At 65.0% G+C, this 15,722-nt stretch carries 9 protein-coding genes; 1 reads left to right on the top strand and 8 read right to left on the bottom strand.

Annotated features, from left to right (window positions below; translation table 11 throughout):
- Positions 1-9: 9 nt before the first annotated feature.
- The 6 genes from GMST_RS00945 to GMST_RS22115 all read right to left on the bottom strand — a co-directional run bounded on the left by GMST_RS00945 (position 10) and on the right by GMST_RS22115 (position 12,194).
- Positions 10-3,372, bottom strand: coding sequence for an efflux RND transporter permease subunit (locus tag GMST_RS00945; protein ID WP_183352725.1), 3,363 nt, complete (start codon positions 3,370-3,372; stop codon positions 10-12).
- Positions 3,369-4,976 carry an efflux RND transporter periplasmic adaptor subunit gene (locus tag GMST_RS00940; RefSeq protein ID WP_183352724.1) on the bottom strand — a complete coding sequence of 536 codons (1,608 nt, stop codon included), beginning with the start codon at positions 4,974-4,976 and terminating at the stop codon, positions 3,369-3,371. Before GMST_RS00940 ends, GMST_RS00945 begins: the two co-directional genes overlap by 4 nt.
- Entirely contained in the window at positions 4,973-5,665 is a 693-nt protein-coding gene (locus GMST_RS00935; protein ID WP_183352723.1) for a hypothetical protein, read from the bottom strand. The genes GMST_RS00940 and GMST_RS00935 overlap by 4 nt, the downstream gene beginning before the upstream one ends.
- A 185-nt stretch (positions 5,666-5,850) precedes the next feature.
- Complete coding sequence (locus GMST_RS00930) at positions 5,851-8,421, bottom strand: multicopper oxidase family protein (RefSeq protein WP_183352722.1); 2,571 nt, start codon at positions 8,419-8,421, stop codon at positions 5,851-5,853.
- Positions 8,422-8,843: 422 nt separating this feature from the next.
- Positions 8,844-11,420 carry a multicopper oxidase family protein gene (locus GMST_RS00925; protein ID WP_183352721.1) on the bottom strand — a complete coding sequence of 859 codons (2,577 nt, stop codon included), beginning with the start codon at positions 11,418-11,420 and terminating at the stop codon, positions 8,844-8,846.
- 72 nt (positions 11,421-11,492) lie between these two features.
- On the bottom strand, positions 11,493-12,194 hold the full coding sequence (locus GMST_RS22115; RefSeq protein ID WP_246399152.1) for a PEP-CTERM sorting domain-containing protein: 702 nt from the start codon (positions 12,192-12,194) through the stop codon (positions 11,493-11,495).
- 947 nt (positions 12,195-13,141) lie between these two features.
- Between GMST_RS22115 and GMST_RS00915 the strand changes: the two genes are divergently transcribed.
- Positions 13,142-13,639: an SMF family protein gene (locus GMST_RS00915; protein ID WP_183352720.1), complete on the top strand. Its 498-nt coding sequence runs from the start codon at positions 13,142-13,144 to the stop codon at positions 13,637-13,639.
- A 12-nt stretch (positions 13,640-13,651) separates the two neighbouring features.
- Here the strand turns inward: GMST_RS00915 and GMST_RS00910 are convergent, their stop codons facing one another.
- Positions 13,652-14,389, bottom strand: coding sequence for a DUF72 domain-containing protein (locus GMST_RS00910; RefSeq protein WP_183352719.1), 738 nt, complete (start codon positions 14,387-14,389; stop codon positions 13,652-13,654).
- A 207-nt stretch (positions 14,390-14,596) separates the two neighbouring features.
- Positions 14,597-15,616, bottom strand: coding sequence for a cytochrome c3 family protein (locus GMST_RS00905; protein ID WP_183352718.1), 1,020 nt, complete (start codon positions 15,614-15,616; stop codon positions 14,597-14,599).
- Positions 15,617-15,722: the final 106 nt, after the last annotated feature.

The following is a 15,722-nucleotide window of genomic DNA, read 5'->3' as shown; positions in this document are numbered from 1 at the left end:
CTCTTCTTTTCAATCTCCTACGGGATCCTTGCCTCCGGAAGGTTGCGGCTGGCCGACAATGGCAGCCAGTACCAGGTCGTCTGCGCTGAGCGCCTCTGCCGCCGGGGTCGCCTTGGCGACGGCACCCTTAAGCTCGAAGTGCCACTTCCAGATCTCGTAGAGTGCCGGGTAGACCAAGAGCTCCAGCAAAAACGAGGTGAAGATGCCGCCGATCATGGGGGCCGCAATGTGTTTCATCACGTCGGCCCCGCTTCCGGTCGCCCACATGACCGGCAACAGCCCCAGGAACATGGTGGAGGTGGTCATGAACTTGGGCCGGATCCTCTTGGCGGCCCCCTCGACGATCGCCTCGTGCAGCTCGGCCAGGCTGTTCAGCCGCCCTGCCTTCTTGGCCTCCTGGTAGGCAAGGTCGAGGTAGAGGAGCATGAATACCCCGGTCTCGGCATCGACCCCCAAAAGTGCGATGAGCCCCACCCAGACGCCGACGCTCAGGTGGTAACCCAAAAGCCACAGGAGCACGACGGCGCCCACCGCTGAGAAGGGGACCGCCAACAGGATGAGGGAGGTCTTCACCAGGCTCTTCGTGTTCAGGTACAAAAGCCCCATGATGAGCAAGAGCGTCACGGGGACCACCATGGCGAGCCGCTCCTTCACGCGCTGCATCGCCTCGTACTGCCCGCTCCAGGAGAGGGCGTAGCCCGGCGGGAGCTCCACCTGCTTGCGCAAAAGCGGTGCCGCCTCGTCGATGTACCCCTGGGGGTCGCGCCCCTGCAGGTCGACGTAGACGTAGCCGGTCAAAAGGCCGTCCTCGTTGCGGATCATGGAGGGGCCGCTTGCCACGCTCACCTCGGCGAGCTCTCCCAGGGGGACCTGGCGGGTGCCGCCGGCCACCGGTACGAGGACCCGGCGCAGCGCCGGGAGGTCGGTGCGGAAGTCGCGCTGGTAGCGCACGTTCACCGGGTAGCGCTCGCGCCCCTGGATCGAGGTGGTCACGTTGTCCCCGCCGATGGCGCTCTGCAGCACGGACTGCGCCTCGTCGATACTAAGCCCGTAGCGCGCCAGTTCCTCCCGGTTCCAGGTGATGTCCAGGAAGTAGCCGCCGCCGGTCCTTTCGGAAAAGACGCTGCGGGTACCCTTGATCGGCCTGAGCGCCGCTTCCACCTGGCCGCCGATCTGCTCCATCTCCACCAGGTTCGCACCGCTGATCTTGAGCCCGAGGGTGGTGCGGATGCCGGTGGTCAGCATGTCGATGCGCCCCTTGATCGGCATGGTCCAGGCGTTGGAGACGCCGGGGATCTTCAGGGCCTGGTTCAACTGGTCCACCAGCTCCTCCTGGGAGAACCGGTCCGGGGTGATGCGGCGCAAGAGCCTCTTGAGCGGCTCGGGCGCCCACCCGGAGTACCAGGTTTCGACCGGCCGCCACTGGTCGCGCGGCTTCAGGATGATCACCGTTTCCAGCATCGAGAGCGGAGCGGGGTCGGTCGGGGTCTCGGCGCGGCCCGCCTTGCCGAGCACCTGGTCCACCTCGGGAAAACCCTTGATGATCCGGTCGGTCACCTGCAGGAGTTTCTGGGCCTCCCCCACGGAGATGCCGGGCATGGTGGTCGGCATGTAGAGGAGGCTCCCCTCGTCCAAGGGGGGCATGAACTCGCTCCCCAGCTTGAGCGCGAGCGGCACGGTGAGGAGCACGAGGAGCAGGGCGGTCCCCAGGACGAGCTGCTTCTGGTTCAGGACCCAGCGCACCACCGGCTCGTAGACCCGGATCAGGGTGCGGCTCACGGGGTGTTGGTGCTCGTCCTTGAAGGGGGCGGCGGTGACTGCGTTCAAGAGCCGGCTCAAGGGGCGCGGACGGAAGGAGAAGTGCCGCGTGGTGGTCAAAAGGACGCGCAGCGCCGGGTCGAGGGTGATGGTCAGAAAGGCCGCGGCCGCCATGGCGAGGGTCTTCGTGTAGGCGAGCGGCTTGAAGAGGCGCCCCTCCTGGGCCTCCAGGGCGAAGACCGGGAGGAAGGCGACCGCGATCACCAGGAGGGCGAAGAAGCTCGGGCCGCCTACCTCTTTCAGCGCGGCAAGCACGATGGCCCGCTGGTCCCCCACCCGCCCGCCGGCCTCCCAGGCCTCGAGCTTCTTGTGGGTCTGCTCCACGACGACGATGGCGGCATCGACCAGCGCACCGATCGCGATGGCGATCCCCCCAAGCGACATGATGTTGGCGTTCACCCCCATCATCCTAAGCGGGATGAAGGAGATCAGCACGGCGCAGGGGATGGTGAGGGCGGGGATGATCGCACTAGGGGGGTGCCACAAAAAGACCACGATCACCAGCATCACGGTGAGGATCACCTCGACCAGCGTCCCCTTGAGGGTGTCGATCGCCCTGAGGATCAGGTCGGAGCGGTCGTAGACGGGGACCACCTTGAGCCCGTGCGGCAGCCCCGGTTCGATCTCTTTCAGCTTCGCCTTGACCCGGTTGATCACCTCGAGGGCGTTGCTCCCTTCGCGCATCACCACGATCCCGGAGACCGCGTCGCCGGTGCCGTTTAGGTCGGCGACGCCGCGGCGCAGGTCGGGTCCCAGGGTCACCGTCCCTACGTCCTTGACCCGGATGGGCGAGCCGCTCTCCTCGTTCACGGAGACGACGATGTTGCCGAAGTCCTCCAGGCTCTTCGCGTAGCCGCGGCCGCGCACCATGTACTCGGTGCCGCCGAACTCGACCAAGCGCCCGCCGCTTTCGGCGTTGCCGCCGCGCACCGCCTCGACCACCTTGTTGATGGAAAGCCGGTAGGACTGGAGCCGGTTCGGGTCGACGTTCACCTGGTACTGGCGCACGAAGCCACCGACCGGCGCCACCTCGGCGACGCCGGGGACCGACTTCAGGTAGTAGCGCAGGTACCAGTCCTGGTAGGAGCGGATCTCGGCCAGGCTGCGGCTCCCGGTAGTGTCGACCAGGGCGTACTGGAACACCCAGCCAAGCCCCGTGGCGTCGGGGCCGAGTTCGGTGCGCACCCCCTGGGGGAGGCGCTGCTGCACCGCGGAGAGGTACTCGAGCGTCCGGGATCGGGCCCAGTAGATGTCGGTCCCCTCCTCGAAGATCACGTAGACGAAGGAGTAGCCGAAGTCGGAGAAGCCGCGCACCGTCTTCACCTTCGGGGCGCCCAGCATCGAGGAGACGATCGGGTTGGTGACCTGGTCCTCGATGAGGTCCGGGCTGCGGTCCCAGCGCGAGTAGATGATCACCTGGGTGTCGGAGAGATCGGGAATGGCGTCCAGGGGGAGGTGCTTCAGGGACCACCAGCCGCATACGGCCAGGACGGCCGCCACGATGAGGACCAGGAAGCGGTTGTGCGCCGAGAATTCGATGACCCTGTCTATCATGGCTTGTGGTCCATCTGCCCCATGTCATGGCCCATGGTGCGGCCCATATCATCACTCATCTGGTGACCCTGGTGCTCCGGTTCGCGCCCCTTCGGGGCCGTCGGGTGCTCCTTGTGCTCCTTGGCCTGGGCGCCCGGCTTATCCGTTACCGCGCCGGGGGGCGCGGCCATGGGCTGCCTGGGGAGCGTTTTCCCGGCCGGGTTTTTCAGGAACTTGTTCATGCAGTCGTCGGAGCAGAAGTAGTAGGTGACCCCCGCGCGCTGGGCCAGGTGGCCGGCGGCCGTCGCCTTCGCCTCGTCGACGTACATGCCGCAGACCGGGTCCTGGTGCGCCACCGTCGCGATGCCGGCCGCCGCGGTCTTCATCCGGCTCTCGGAGTCGAGCAGGAAGGTGCCGGAAAGCGCGATGCGCTCCCCTTCCTTGAGGCCGGAGATGATCTCCACGCGCCCGCCGAAGCTCCTCCCGGTCTCCACCTCGCGCGGCTCGAACTGGCCGGGAGCCCGCTCCACGTAGACCACCTTCTTGAGCCCGGAGTCGAGAAGGGCCTCGGCGGGGACTGCCAGGAGGTTGGGGAACCGGTTGGGGAGCTCGACGTCCACGAACATGTCGGGACGCAACAGGTAGCGCGGGTTGTCGACCTCGACGCGGACCTTCAGGGTGCGGCTGGCGGGATCGAAAACGGGGGGGGTGGCGGAGACCTTCCCGGTGAAGTTCAGGTTGCGGTTGGGGAGGGAGACCTTCAGCGTGCTGCCGGGCTTCATCTGGTCCGCCTCGGCGCCGTAGGTGTCGACGAGCACCCAGATCCGGGAGAGGTCCGCAATCCGGTAGAGCTCCTTGCCGCGCTCGAAGCGCTGGCCGGGGGAGACGTTGCGGACCAGCACCACGCCGCTCCCCGGCGAGGCGATGTCCACGTTCTCCATGTACTTGCGGGTCTTTATCATGCGCTGGATCTGGACATCGCCCATCCCCAGGTTGCGCAGGGCATCGCGGTACTGCTTGAGACTTACGTTGAACTGCTGCATCTGGTCCTTCTGGGCCTGGGTGGCGGCGCTGGTCCCCATGGAGCGGTCCATGGAGGTGAGGGCGTAGATGAGCGCCTGGCCGGCCGAGAGGAACTCGGAGCTGTAGAAGGTGGCCAAAACCTCGTCCTTTTTCACGATGGAGCCGGTGGTGTTGCCCCCCACCCCGGTGATCCAGCCGTCGATGGTCGCGTTGATCACGTAGGTGCGCCGCTCGTCAGGCACCACCCGGCCGGCGAGCCTCAGGGTCTGGTTCGCTCCGCTGCGCTCCACCGTCCCGAGCTTCACCCCGATAAGCTGCTGCTGGCCGGCCGAGACCTGCACGGTCCCCGGCGGCAGCGCTTGCTTCCCTCCGCCGCCGGGCTTGCCGTCGGCGTAGACCGGCTCGAGCGGCATGCCGCAGTCGGGTGCTATCCCCGGCTTGTCCGAGGTGTAGGAGGGGTGCATCGGGTCGACCCAGTAGAGGACCTTGCGACCCGCGGCGGCCCCGGCCTGGGGGGCTGCGCGATGGCTCACCCAGGCGCCGGCCAGAAAGGACGCGGCGACCAGGACGAGCAGCGCGGCCACGGCCAGCAGCCGGCTCATGACACCTGACCCGCCGGTGCAGCGGCCTCGAGCTTCTCGATGTTCCAGACCAGCGCGTCAGCCTCCGGCACCAGGCACACCCGCTCCTCGCTGTAGGTCGCCATCAGCTTGTTGATCAGGATGGTGAGGTTCTCGGCCGAGGGGGCCTCGGGGGGGACGGAAAGGAAGGCGTCCACCAGGTCCTTGAGCGGACCGCCGCAGTCGATCGGTTCGTTGAGGTAGCGCTTGGCCTGCGCGATCAAAAGCGAGGCGTCCAGGATGATCTCGATGGGGGGGAGCTCCTCCTTGCCGAGGATCTCCTCTACAAGCGGCATGCTCTCCCGGATCACCCCGCACATCTCCTCGGGGAGGAGCTCCTGCTGCCAGTGGCAGACGAACCAGTCGCTGGCCGTGCTCAGGGCGGGGAGCATCGGCAGGAACTGCTTCTTGTTCGCCATGGCAGGGAACTGGCTGTTGGTGGCGAACACCGGATGGATCTTTTCGCAGAAGGTGGCGTGCCCCAGTTCGTGCAGGTGGTCGAGATCGCTGCTTTTGTTCTGCTCCTTGGCCGGGACGTACTTGAAGTGCGACTTGTTCTTGTGATCGGACAGGATGCGGATCATCGGCATGTCCGTCCCGCTTTCCAGGATGGGCCAGTCGAGGCTGTCAAAGACCTTCTTGAGCACGTTTTTGGTCGATTTTCGTGTCATGGCATCTCCGAGGCTGAGCTATACGTGGGGTAGATTGGGCTAATGAAAACAATATTGTTTTCATTCACATTTGTCAAGCTTAGTGTGCGGGAATCCAGGAAAAGGGGCCCCGATGCAGGAGCACCGGGGCCAACAGACCCAACCAAGGGGCGCGGGGGGCGCCGGGCGCCCGCCGCCAATGCTCATTAAGCTGTTATGGTGACCGAGGAAGTGAGCCCGGTCGTGGTGTCCGTGACGGTGTAGCTGAAGGTTCCGGCGGCGGCGCTGAAGTCGACGCTGAAGCTGTTCGCACTGTAGCCGATCGGTGCCGGGGCGCCAGCGCCCGGGGTGACCGTGAAGCCGGCGGACCCGGCAGGGAGGGTCACGCTGAAAAGCTGCACCGCCTTGGGAACCGTGCCGCCGGTGGGGACCACGTTGGGGCGCTGCGGGTTCTTTCCGGTTATGACCAACGGGCGCATCATGTCGTGCTCCTCGTGCTCGAGGATGTGGCAATGCCAGACGAACTCGTTGGCCTGGGCGATGATCGGAGCGGCGGCGCTCCCCATCGGACGGTCCGAGAAGGGGACGTCGAAGGGGACGGCCGCCATGTCCCACTTGAAGATCACCGTGGTCACCTCGCCCGGGTTCATCCGCACGGTCTCCTTCCACCCCAGTTCGTTGGGTTCCGGGCCGCGGGGCGCGCCGGTCGGGGTGAAGGTGCCGCTTATGAGCTTGAAGGGCTGGCGGGACACCACCTGGCAATTCTGCAGGTGAAAGTGGATCGGGTGGGTGTCCGCGGTGGTGTTGAAGATGCGCCAGACCTCGGTGCTCCCCTGGGCGATCACCTCGGTGGCCGGGGCCAGGTACTCCATGCCGAACTGCTTGTTGACGAGCCCCATGGCGGTGGTTCCCAGCATCTGGCGCAGCCGCCCGTAGAGGTCGAAGTCCTCGTTCAAGGTGAGGTTGCGGACCACCGCGCCCGCCGGGACGCTGAGCGGGGTCACCCCGCCGGTGCCGGCCGCCAGGGGGGGCGGGTCCATGGGGGGGAGCTGGACCGAGGCCGCCGGGGGCTGCGGGTCGGCGGCGCCGGCTGCCACGATCCTAAAGCGCAGGACGTTCCTGGTGTCCACGGTGGACCCGGCGACCGCCGCCGGGGTGGCGCCGTTGCCGGCGTAGTAGTCGTTGGTCGGGGCGCCGACCGGGTAGGGGCCCGGGGAGTCGCTGTAGAACACGAACTCGCTCCCCACCGGGTAGCCGGAGAAGTCGATGATGCAGTCGGCGCGCTCGGCGCAGCCAAGGACCAGGTTGCCGGCGAAGGTGGCCGGGTTGAAGGGGACGATGTTCCCGGTGGCAGCGGTTGGGGGGGTAGCCGGGAAGACCACCGGTTGCGGGAGGTAGCCCCCTTCGGTGCCGATCTGGATGATCTTGGGACCCGGTACCGGGAGCGTCGCCACCGCGACGTTGTTCAGGTAGTCGAACTGCCCGGAGGGGAGGCCGCTCTTCGGGTTGGTGGCCACCTCGCACCCCGGGTTCACCTGCAAAAGGTTCAGGTTCAGGAACCGCGCGTTGCAGGCGTTCAGCATCATGAAGCGGAAGCGGCGCGCCTGGACCGGCACCACCGGGGCCACGGTCCCGTTGCAGAGCATGGTGTCCCCGAAGAACTCCGGAACGCAGGAGGGGTTGGGGGGGGCCAGAAAGCCGCGGCCGTTTTTCAGCCGGTAGAGTTTCGGGTCGTAGACGTGGGCGTACCAAAGGCTCCCGTCGGCCCAGCTCTTGGTGGGCGCCGCGCTGGTCCAGGTCGGGTCGGTCGCGGTGGTGCCGGCGTTGACGAAGATCTTGTCCTGGAAGACCAGCGGTATGAGCTCGGTGAGCTGGGGGAGCTGGCCGAACTTCGGGCCGTTGGCGTTGCCGGTACTGCCGGTGACCAGGTCGAGCACCGGGCCTGCGGCAAAAGGGGCCTCCTGGGCCAGGTCCAGGCAGAGGTAGCCGGTGGCGACCCCTGCGTAGGCGTTGATCCGGGTGATCCCCCAGGCGTGGTCGTGGTACCACATGAGGCGGGTACTCTGGTCGTTGGTGTAGTAGTAGTCGGCCTGCCCCGGCTGCATGGTGTTGCCGGTCAGGGCGTCGAGGAAGCCCCCCTGGCCGTTTTGGAAGCCAAGGCCGGCGGCTCCGGTCCCCCTGAGCGCGCTGGTCCCGCTCGGGGTGAACCAGTCGAAGGGGCCGCCGTCGCTCACCCAGGGGATGAATCCGCCGTGCAGGTGGGTTGCGGTGCGGTTTTGGGCCTGGTTCGCGCCGGGGATGGTGGTGTCGACCGGGATGATGTGCTGGGCCGGGAGGTTGTTGGTGAAGCGCAGCCTCGAGGCGGTCCCGCGCGCCGCGATGATGATCCCCCCCAGGTGCTTTCTCGCGGCCGGGTTGTTGCTGTCGCGGTAGCCCCACAGGGTGGTGGGCCCCATCTTGGGGTGCAGCTGGTCCTGGAACTCCTCGAGGGTGATGTCGTACTTCATGGTGTTGGCGAAGTACGGGTCCGGGGTTCCGGAGAGGACCGGAATCCCGTTGGGATCGTTCGCGTAGAACGCGCTTTGCGGGATGCTCCCCAATACCGGCCCCGAGAAGGCGAGGCCGCGAAACGGCGTTGCATCCTTTTTCAGCAGGGGGAGGCTCTGGGCGAAGGCCTGGGCTTGGGTCGAACCGATCCAGCGCAGCGGGAGCAGGGTCCCTCCGGCAGCCAGGGCGGTTATCTGCAAGAATCTCCTGCGCGACATCTCCTTGATCATGGCGGTTCTCCTTTTGATGGCATGAAATGGCTACAGGTGCAGCAGGGGCTCCCTGATCCCGGCGCCGCGGGGCGTGCGGGGTCGGAGTCTGCCGCCGTAAGTACAGGAAATGTGCCAAAAGCGAGAAACAGGATCAAAAAGGTCTCTTGGTGCCGCTTCGCAGGCAGGAGGACGCCGGGAACGCTGGGAAAAGGGGTGCTCCGGATAGGCAACGGCCAAACCGGTTCGGCGCGGAAAACCGCGTGCGGCGGGGTAATTTTCGGGGCTGCTCTTTTTTTAGCGCTGTTGCAAAAAAGGTCAACCATTTCAGCCGGTTTGGGATCGGGTGGTGCCGCAGCCTCTCATGAAGGATTCAGGCGCAAAAGAAACCCCGGCGCGGGAAGCGCCGGGGTTTAACGTGCCGATCGGATTATGAAGCGTGCCTACACGGTTACGGTAACCGAAGAGCTGAGGCCGTTGGCCAGGTCCGTGACGGTGTAGCTGAAGGTGCCGCTGGCCGCCGTGAAGTCCACCGTGAAGGAGGTGGCGTTCTGGGTGGCCGGCGCCGGGGCGCCGGTACCCGGGGTCACGCTGAAGCTGTGGCCGGCAGGCAGGGTGACCGTGAAGAGTTGCGCTGCCTTGGGGAGGGTGCCGCCGGTCGGCACGATGTTAGGCCGCTGCGGGTTCTTCCCGGTGACGACCATGGGGCGCATCATGTCGTGCTCTTCGTGCTCGAGGATGTGGCAGTGCCATACGAACTCGTTGGCCTGGGCGATGGCGGCCCCGAGGGCGCCCATCTGGCGGTCGGAGTAGGGGACGTCGAAGGGGACGGCGGCCATGTCCCACTTGAAGACCATGGTGATGACCTCGCCCGGGTTCATCTTGGCGGTCTCTTTCCACCCCATCTCGTTCGGCTCGGGTCCGCGCGCCACGCCGGTCGGAACGAACAGGCCGTTCACCACCTGGAAGGGCTGGCGCGAGATGATCTGGCCGGTCTGCAGGTGGAAGTGGATCGGGTGCGTGTCGCCGGTCAGGTTGAAAATGCGCCAGACCTCGGTCGCCCCCTGGGGGATAATCTCGGTGGCAGGTGCGAGGTACTCGAGGCCGAAGCCCGAGCCGACCAGCGACTTCTTGGTGGTGCCGAGCACCTGGCGCAGGCGGCCCCAGGCGTCGAAGTCTTCGTTCAGGGTGAGGTCGCGCATGAAGGCGCCGGCCGGAACGGTGAGCGGTGCGCCCGGGGTGGTGGCGGTCGCCAGGGGCGGCGGGTCGAGGGGCGGCAGCTGGATCGCGGAGGCCGCGGGCTGCGGGTCGGTGGCGCCGCCGGCGATGATCTTGAAGCGCAGGATGTTGCGGGTGTCGATGGTCGACCCCGCTTGCGCACTCGGGGTGCTGGGGTTGCCGGCATAGTAGTCGTTGCGCGGATCGCCCAAGGGGTAAGGGCCTGCGGCGTCGTTGTAGAACACGAACTCGCTCCCCACCGGGTACCCCGAGAAGTCGATGATGAAGTCGGCACGCTCGGCGCAGCCGATGATCAGGTTCCCGGAGAAGGTTACCGGGTTGAAGGGGACGATGTTGCCGGTGGTCGGGGTCGGTGCCGTAGCCGGGAAGACCACGGGGGCCTGCAGGTAGCCCCCTTCGCAGCCGAGCTGGATGATCTGCGGCCCGACGCTGGGGAGGGCCGGCACGGCGACGTTGTTCTGGTAGTCGAACTGGCCGTTGGGCAGGCCGGTCAGCGGGTCGGTGCTGACTTCGCAACCAGGGTTCACCTGCAGCATGTTGATGTTCAAGAAACGGGCGTTGCAGGCGTTGAGCAGGACGAAGCGGAAACGCCTCGCCTGGACTTGGGCTACCGGCGCCACGGTCCCGTTGCAGAGCATGGTGTCACCAAAGAACTCGGGGATGCAGGAGGGGTTGGGCGGGGTCTTGAAGCCGCGGCCGGTCTTGATGCGCCAGCGGTTGGGCTCGTAGACGTGGGCGTACCAGAGGCTGCCGTCGCCCTGCACCCGTGCCGGTGCCGCGCTGGCCCAGGTGGGGTCCGAGGCCAAGGTCGTGGGGGTGACGAAGATCTTGTCCTGGAACACCAGCGGGATGAGCTCGGTGAGCTGGGGGACCTGGCCGAACTTGGGGCCGTTGGCGTTGCCCGTGGTGCCGGTCAGAATGTCGAGCACGCCGCCCGCTGCGAAGGGGGCCTCCTGGGCGAGGTCGAGGCAGAGGTAGCCGGTGGCGATACCGGCATAGGCGTTGATGCGGGTGATACCCCAGGCGTGGTCATGGTACCACATGAGCCGGGTGCTCTGGTCGTTGGGGTAGTAGTAGTCGGCCTGCCCCGCGGCCATGGCGTTGCCGGTCAGGGCGTCGATGAACCCGCCCCTGCCGTTTTGGAAGCTCATCCCGGCGTAGGCGGTCCCCCTGCCGGTGCTGCCGGTGCTGGTGCCGGCCGGCGAGAACCAGTCGAACGGCCCGCCGTCGCTCACCCAGGGGATGAACCCGCCGTGCAGGTGGGTCGCGGTGCGGTCCTGGCGCTGGATGGCCCCCGGGACCGAGGTGTCGACCGGGATGATGTGGGTCGCGGGGAGCTGGTTGGTGAAGCGCAGGCGCGAAGCGGTGCCGCGAGCCGCGATGATGAGGCCGCCCAGGTGCTTCTTGGCCGTCGGGTTGTTGGTGTCGTGGTAGCCGTACAGGGTGGTGGGCCCCATGCCCGGGTGCAGCTGGTCGGTGTACTCGCCTACCGAGATGTCGTACTTAAGGGTGTTGGCGAAGTACGGGTCGGGGGTGCCGGTCAATACCGGGATCCCGCTGGGGTCGTTGGCGTAGAAGGCGCTGGGCGGGATGGCGCCCAGGACCGGACCCGAGAAGGCCAGACCGCGCAGCGGATAGGCCGTTTTCTTAAGCAGCGGCAGGCTTTGCGAGAAGGCCTGCGCCGGGGAGCTCCCCAGCCACTTGAGCGGCATGGGGAGCATGCTGGCGCCGGCGGTCAGTGCCGAAATCTGCAGGAACTTTCTCCTGGATATATCTTTCATGTACGGCTCCTTTTCGGGCGGTGCCCGTAGCGGATGGAACGTTGGTGTCGTGAGTTAAGAGCTGCATCTGCCCTAGGCGGTGCGGCGCCGCAGGTAGCCGAGGCCGGCGAGGCCCAGGCCGAGGAGCAGGAAGGTGGACGGCTCGGGAACCGGGGCCGCCGCGTCTTCCACCGGGAAGTCGATGAGATTGCCGAGGATATCGGTGGCGAAGATATCCGGAACAAGGATGCTGCCGTAGACGGTGGTCGGGGAGGTGGGGAGGCCGTCGGGACCGTAGCTGACCGGCTGGCCGTTGCTGTCGATGTAGAGTTGGTTCACGTAGACGTTCCCGTTCGCCACCGGAAGCGCGTTGGACGCCACGACGCCGGGGTAGTTCGGGTCAGCGGGGAGCGCTGCGAAGGAGAGCTGCAGCATGTCGCCGGTGAGATTGCTCCCCAGGGTGAAGTTGCTGCCGGTCAGGTTGAAGTAGAACTTGTCGATCAGCGCGGAGCTGTAAAGGACGGCCGGGTTCACCAAGTTCCGGCTGCCGTCGCCGTTGGCGGCGAACAGGGTGAGGGAGGCGGAGAGGCTGGTGTTGTTGTTGCCGGTGAGATCGAGGCTGTAGTAGCCGTTTAGGCCGGTATCGCCGCCGAGCACGGCGCCGGTTACCGGGTCAGTGACCAGGAGCGAGGCGGTGTAACCTGTGATGGTGTAGTTGGTCGCCAAGGCCGGTGCGACCCATAGTGCACAGATCAGTGTTAACAGCGCTAAAACGGTTCCGGTGGTCTTCTTCATTTTTGCCTCCTGTTTTAGATGTAGTTCCTGCCGGTGACAACAGGACCGGGTAAGTACTGCAGAGATCGAATAGATGCCGAGAACTGTGAATACCAATCGATCCGAGAACGAGTAGAAGTTGCCAAACCCGAGCAAGTTCGGTGCCAAGTGTAAAAGTTCTTTTAATTGTATTGGGTTAAATGTAAGGAATGGTGTCCGGGAGGGCGCACTGGGCATCCGTACCGGGGGGGGTGTCAATTTCTCCGACAGTGGGTCTGGCCGCCTAGGCCGTACTGGTGCCGTTCTCTGGAAGTTTTCCTGCGAAGAATCAGCAAGTTAGTGGAGGGGCTTCTAGGGGGAGGACTGCTCTGTCTGAAAAGATTGGTGGGAGGACTCTTACGAATTGTCGATTTTCTTTACAAAGGGTCACGCCGGGAAAGTAGAGGTAAAAAACAGGGAGTAGGTAAATTCAGGATGCAACGATGCGCAGTATCTAATTAAAGTAATTAGAATTAGGAAATGCTTGGATTTTGGCGTGAGCGGTTGGTGAGAGGCCTCTGGAGACGTTCTTGAGGGCCTTTGCTGCGCTGTCGAAATTCCTTACACTGCTCGTGGTGCCGGGGGGATGGGGCGTCAGGGTCGAGGACCGGCGGGAAACGGGCACGCTGCTCAAACTACAACAAGCGTGCCATTGGCCGGTCGGTTCCTAATGGGCTGAAACTACGGGACTTTAATTTTCGTCTGCCTGTACTCCAACGGCGGGAGGGGTGTCTGTTCGGCGACGGCCGACCCTCCCTGAAGGCCGCTAACTCATGGCATTTCCGCGGTTTTTTCAGGTGCTCAAAAAAAGCAGCTGTCTCAAAAGGAGCAGGACCCCTCCCGCCGGCGGGTAGGGCGTTCCCGGCGGAGTCCTCTGGTACACTGAAGCTCGGACACGGGACAGGGGACCGCAGGCAAGGGGGAGAACCATGAAGCAGGGAAGCTTTGGAGGGACGTTGGGAAACCGTGGCCTGTTGCAGCTGCACAAGACGGCCTTTTTTGCCTCGCACGACGCCCCCGCCGGGCTGACCGTGCTGGCGCGGGGGTGGTTTGAGAGGTGCTGTGGGGGTGGGGGCTGTGTCATCTCCGGGTTCCAGACCCCCTTGGAGAGGACCCTGCTCGGCTGGTTGCTCGAGGCCGGGCACCCTCTGGTTTTGGTGCTGGCCCGCGGGCTCCCCCTCGCCTTGGCACCCGGGCTGGAACGCGCCTTGGAGCGCGGGGAACTGCTCGTGCTGACCCGTTATGCCGCGAGCGTGACCCACGCCTGCCGGGACAAGTGCCGCCAGAGAAACCGTCACGTTGTGGCTCTGGCCGACGCCGTGGTGGTGGCCTATGCTGCACCGGGAGGGGAGCTTGCGAGGCTGTGCGCAGAGCTCCCGGCGGGAAAGCCCGTCAGCTATCTCTGCGAAAGTCCAGGCGCCCCTTAAGCGGCGGCCGGTCTACGGGGAGGCGCCTGCTAGCAGGGAGCGCAGTTGCAGGGCGTTGCGCGGCGCGGCGCCGCCGGCATCGTTGTTGTAGTAGATGAAGACGTCCCGTCGGTCGGCCAGGTAGCGTCGGATGCGCTGCGCGTCCCGTGCCACCTCCTCCTGAGAGTACTCGCCGAGGTAGTTTCCCTGGGCGCCGTGCCGGCGCAGGTACACGAAGTCCGCAGTAACCGGCGGCGCATCGAGAAAGGGCGGGTGGTCCGCCATGCAGAGCCCCACCCGGTGTTCCCGGCACAGCGCCACGATCTCGGGCTTAAGCCAGCTCTCGTTGCGGAATTCGAAGACGTTACGTACCGGGTAGTTGGCGAGCTCGCCGAGAAACTCCCGCAATCTCTCCGGCTCGCACCTGAAGTCCGGCGGCAGCTGCCACAATACCATCTTCAGTTTTTCTTTTAAGTGCAAAACCGGGGTGAAGAAGCGTTCCAGCGAGTTTCCGGTATCGACGAGCCTTTTCAGGTGGGTTAGGTACCGGCTCCCCTTGACGGCGAAGCTGAACCCGGGTTCGCTTTCGGCGTACCACGTGTCGAAGGTCTCCTGGCGCGGGGTGCGGTAGAAGGTGACGTTGAGCTCGACCGTGGAGAAGACGCTGCGGTAGTGGGCGTACCAGTTTTTGGTCGGCAGCGACTCCGGGTAGAAGGTGCCGCGCCAGTGGCGGTAGCTAAAGCCGCTGCATCCGATGTAGAGTTCTGCCATGGGCTCACCTCCCGGGATTCCGGGGACGGCTTCGAGGGCGACCGCGCGCTTGGGGGCCCCCGGACGTGAGAGACCTGCTCAAGTATACGCGCGCCTGGGGGAACAGGCCAGCGAGCGGCCGGCGGTGCGGGGGAGGGGCAGAAACGAAAGAAGCGGGGCCCCTGGGGGCCCCGCTTCTTGGTGTCGAACCAACCTGATTCGCTCAGGTTACATCTTGTGGCACTTCTCGCAGTCGCCTGCGGCGCTGAAGGCGTCTTTGCCGTTGTGGCAGGCACCGCAGGACTTGCCGTGCTCCATGTCGCCCATGGTGAAGTGTTTCACGCCGTGCTTGTAGGGGAAGAGCTTGGTGTGGCAGTCGGCGCACTTGTAGGCTTCCAGGTGGAAGTCGTGGCTGAACTTGGCGTCGCCGCTGTCGGTTTTGAAGATCATGGCGCCTGGCTTGAACCCTTTGTGGCACTTGTTGCAGTCGCCCGCCACCGAGAAGGCATCCTTGCCGTTGTGGCAGGTCCCGCAGGACTTCCCTTTCTCCATCTCCGCCATGGTGTAGTGCTTCGCACCGGCCTTGAACGCGAAGACCTTGGTGTGGCACTCTTTGCAGCTGTAGGCGGAGGTATGGACGTCGTGGCTGAACACCGCCTGGTTTATGCCCTTCATCTTGAAGGCGATGTCGTGCGGCTTCATCCCTTTGTGGCAGTTGCCGCAGTTGCCGGCGACGGTGAAGGCCCGCTTGCCGTTGTGGCAGGCGCCGCAGGTCTTGCCTTTCTCCATCTGGGCCATGGTGACACGGCCGTCCTTGCCGGTGATGATCTTGCTGTGGCAGGCCTTGCAGTCGTTGTTGAGCTTGCCCAGGTGGTTTGCGTGGTTGAACACGATCTCGCCGGCACCTTTTACCTTGTAGGCGATGTTGCGCGGCTTTCCTTTGTGGCAGCGGTTGCAGCTCTTGGCATCAGCCACGCTGAAGGCCTTGACGCCGGTGTGGCAGGCGCCGCAGGATTTGGTCTTCTCCATCTCGGCCATGGTGTAGTGGTGCTTGTCCTTCAGATTGAAGATGGCGTTGTGACAGATCTTGCAGTTGTTGTTGTAGGCTTTGAGATGAACGTCGTGGCTGAAGGTGACCGGATCGGCGTTTTTGATCGGGAACTTGATATCTTTCGTCTCAAGGGCCCAGCCAGAAAGCGGCAAAGCACAAAGAATGAACAGCGTTAGAACGGAAAGGCGAAACTGCATGGTACACTCCTTCTGACGTTGATAGTAATATTTTGCTTTGCCGACCCGGGCAGAAGCCGCCATAATATACACACGGATCACAGCAGCGTCAATTTAAAAGTCTTTA

It is taken from the genome of Geomonas silvestris, assembly GCF_014193515.1.
In the GTDB taxonomy this organism is placed as follows: domain Bacteria; phylum Desulfobacterota; class Desulfuromonadia; order Geobacterales; family Geobacteraceae; genus Geomonas; species Geomonas silvestris.
The sequence above is the reverse complement of the archived record's forward strand: the minus strand, read 5'-3'. Positions and strand labels throughout refer to the sequence as shown.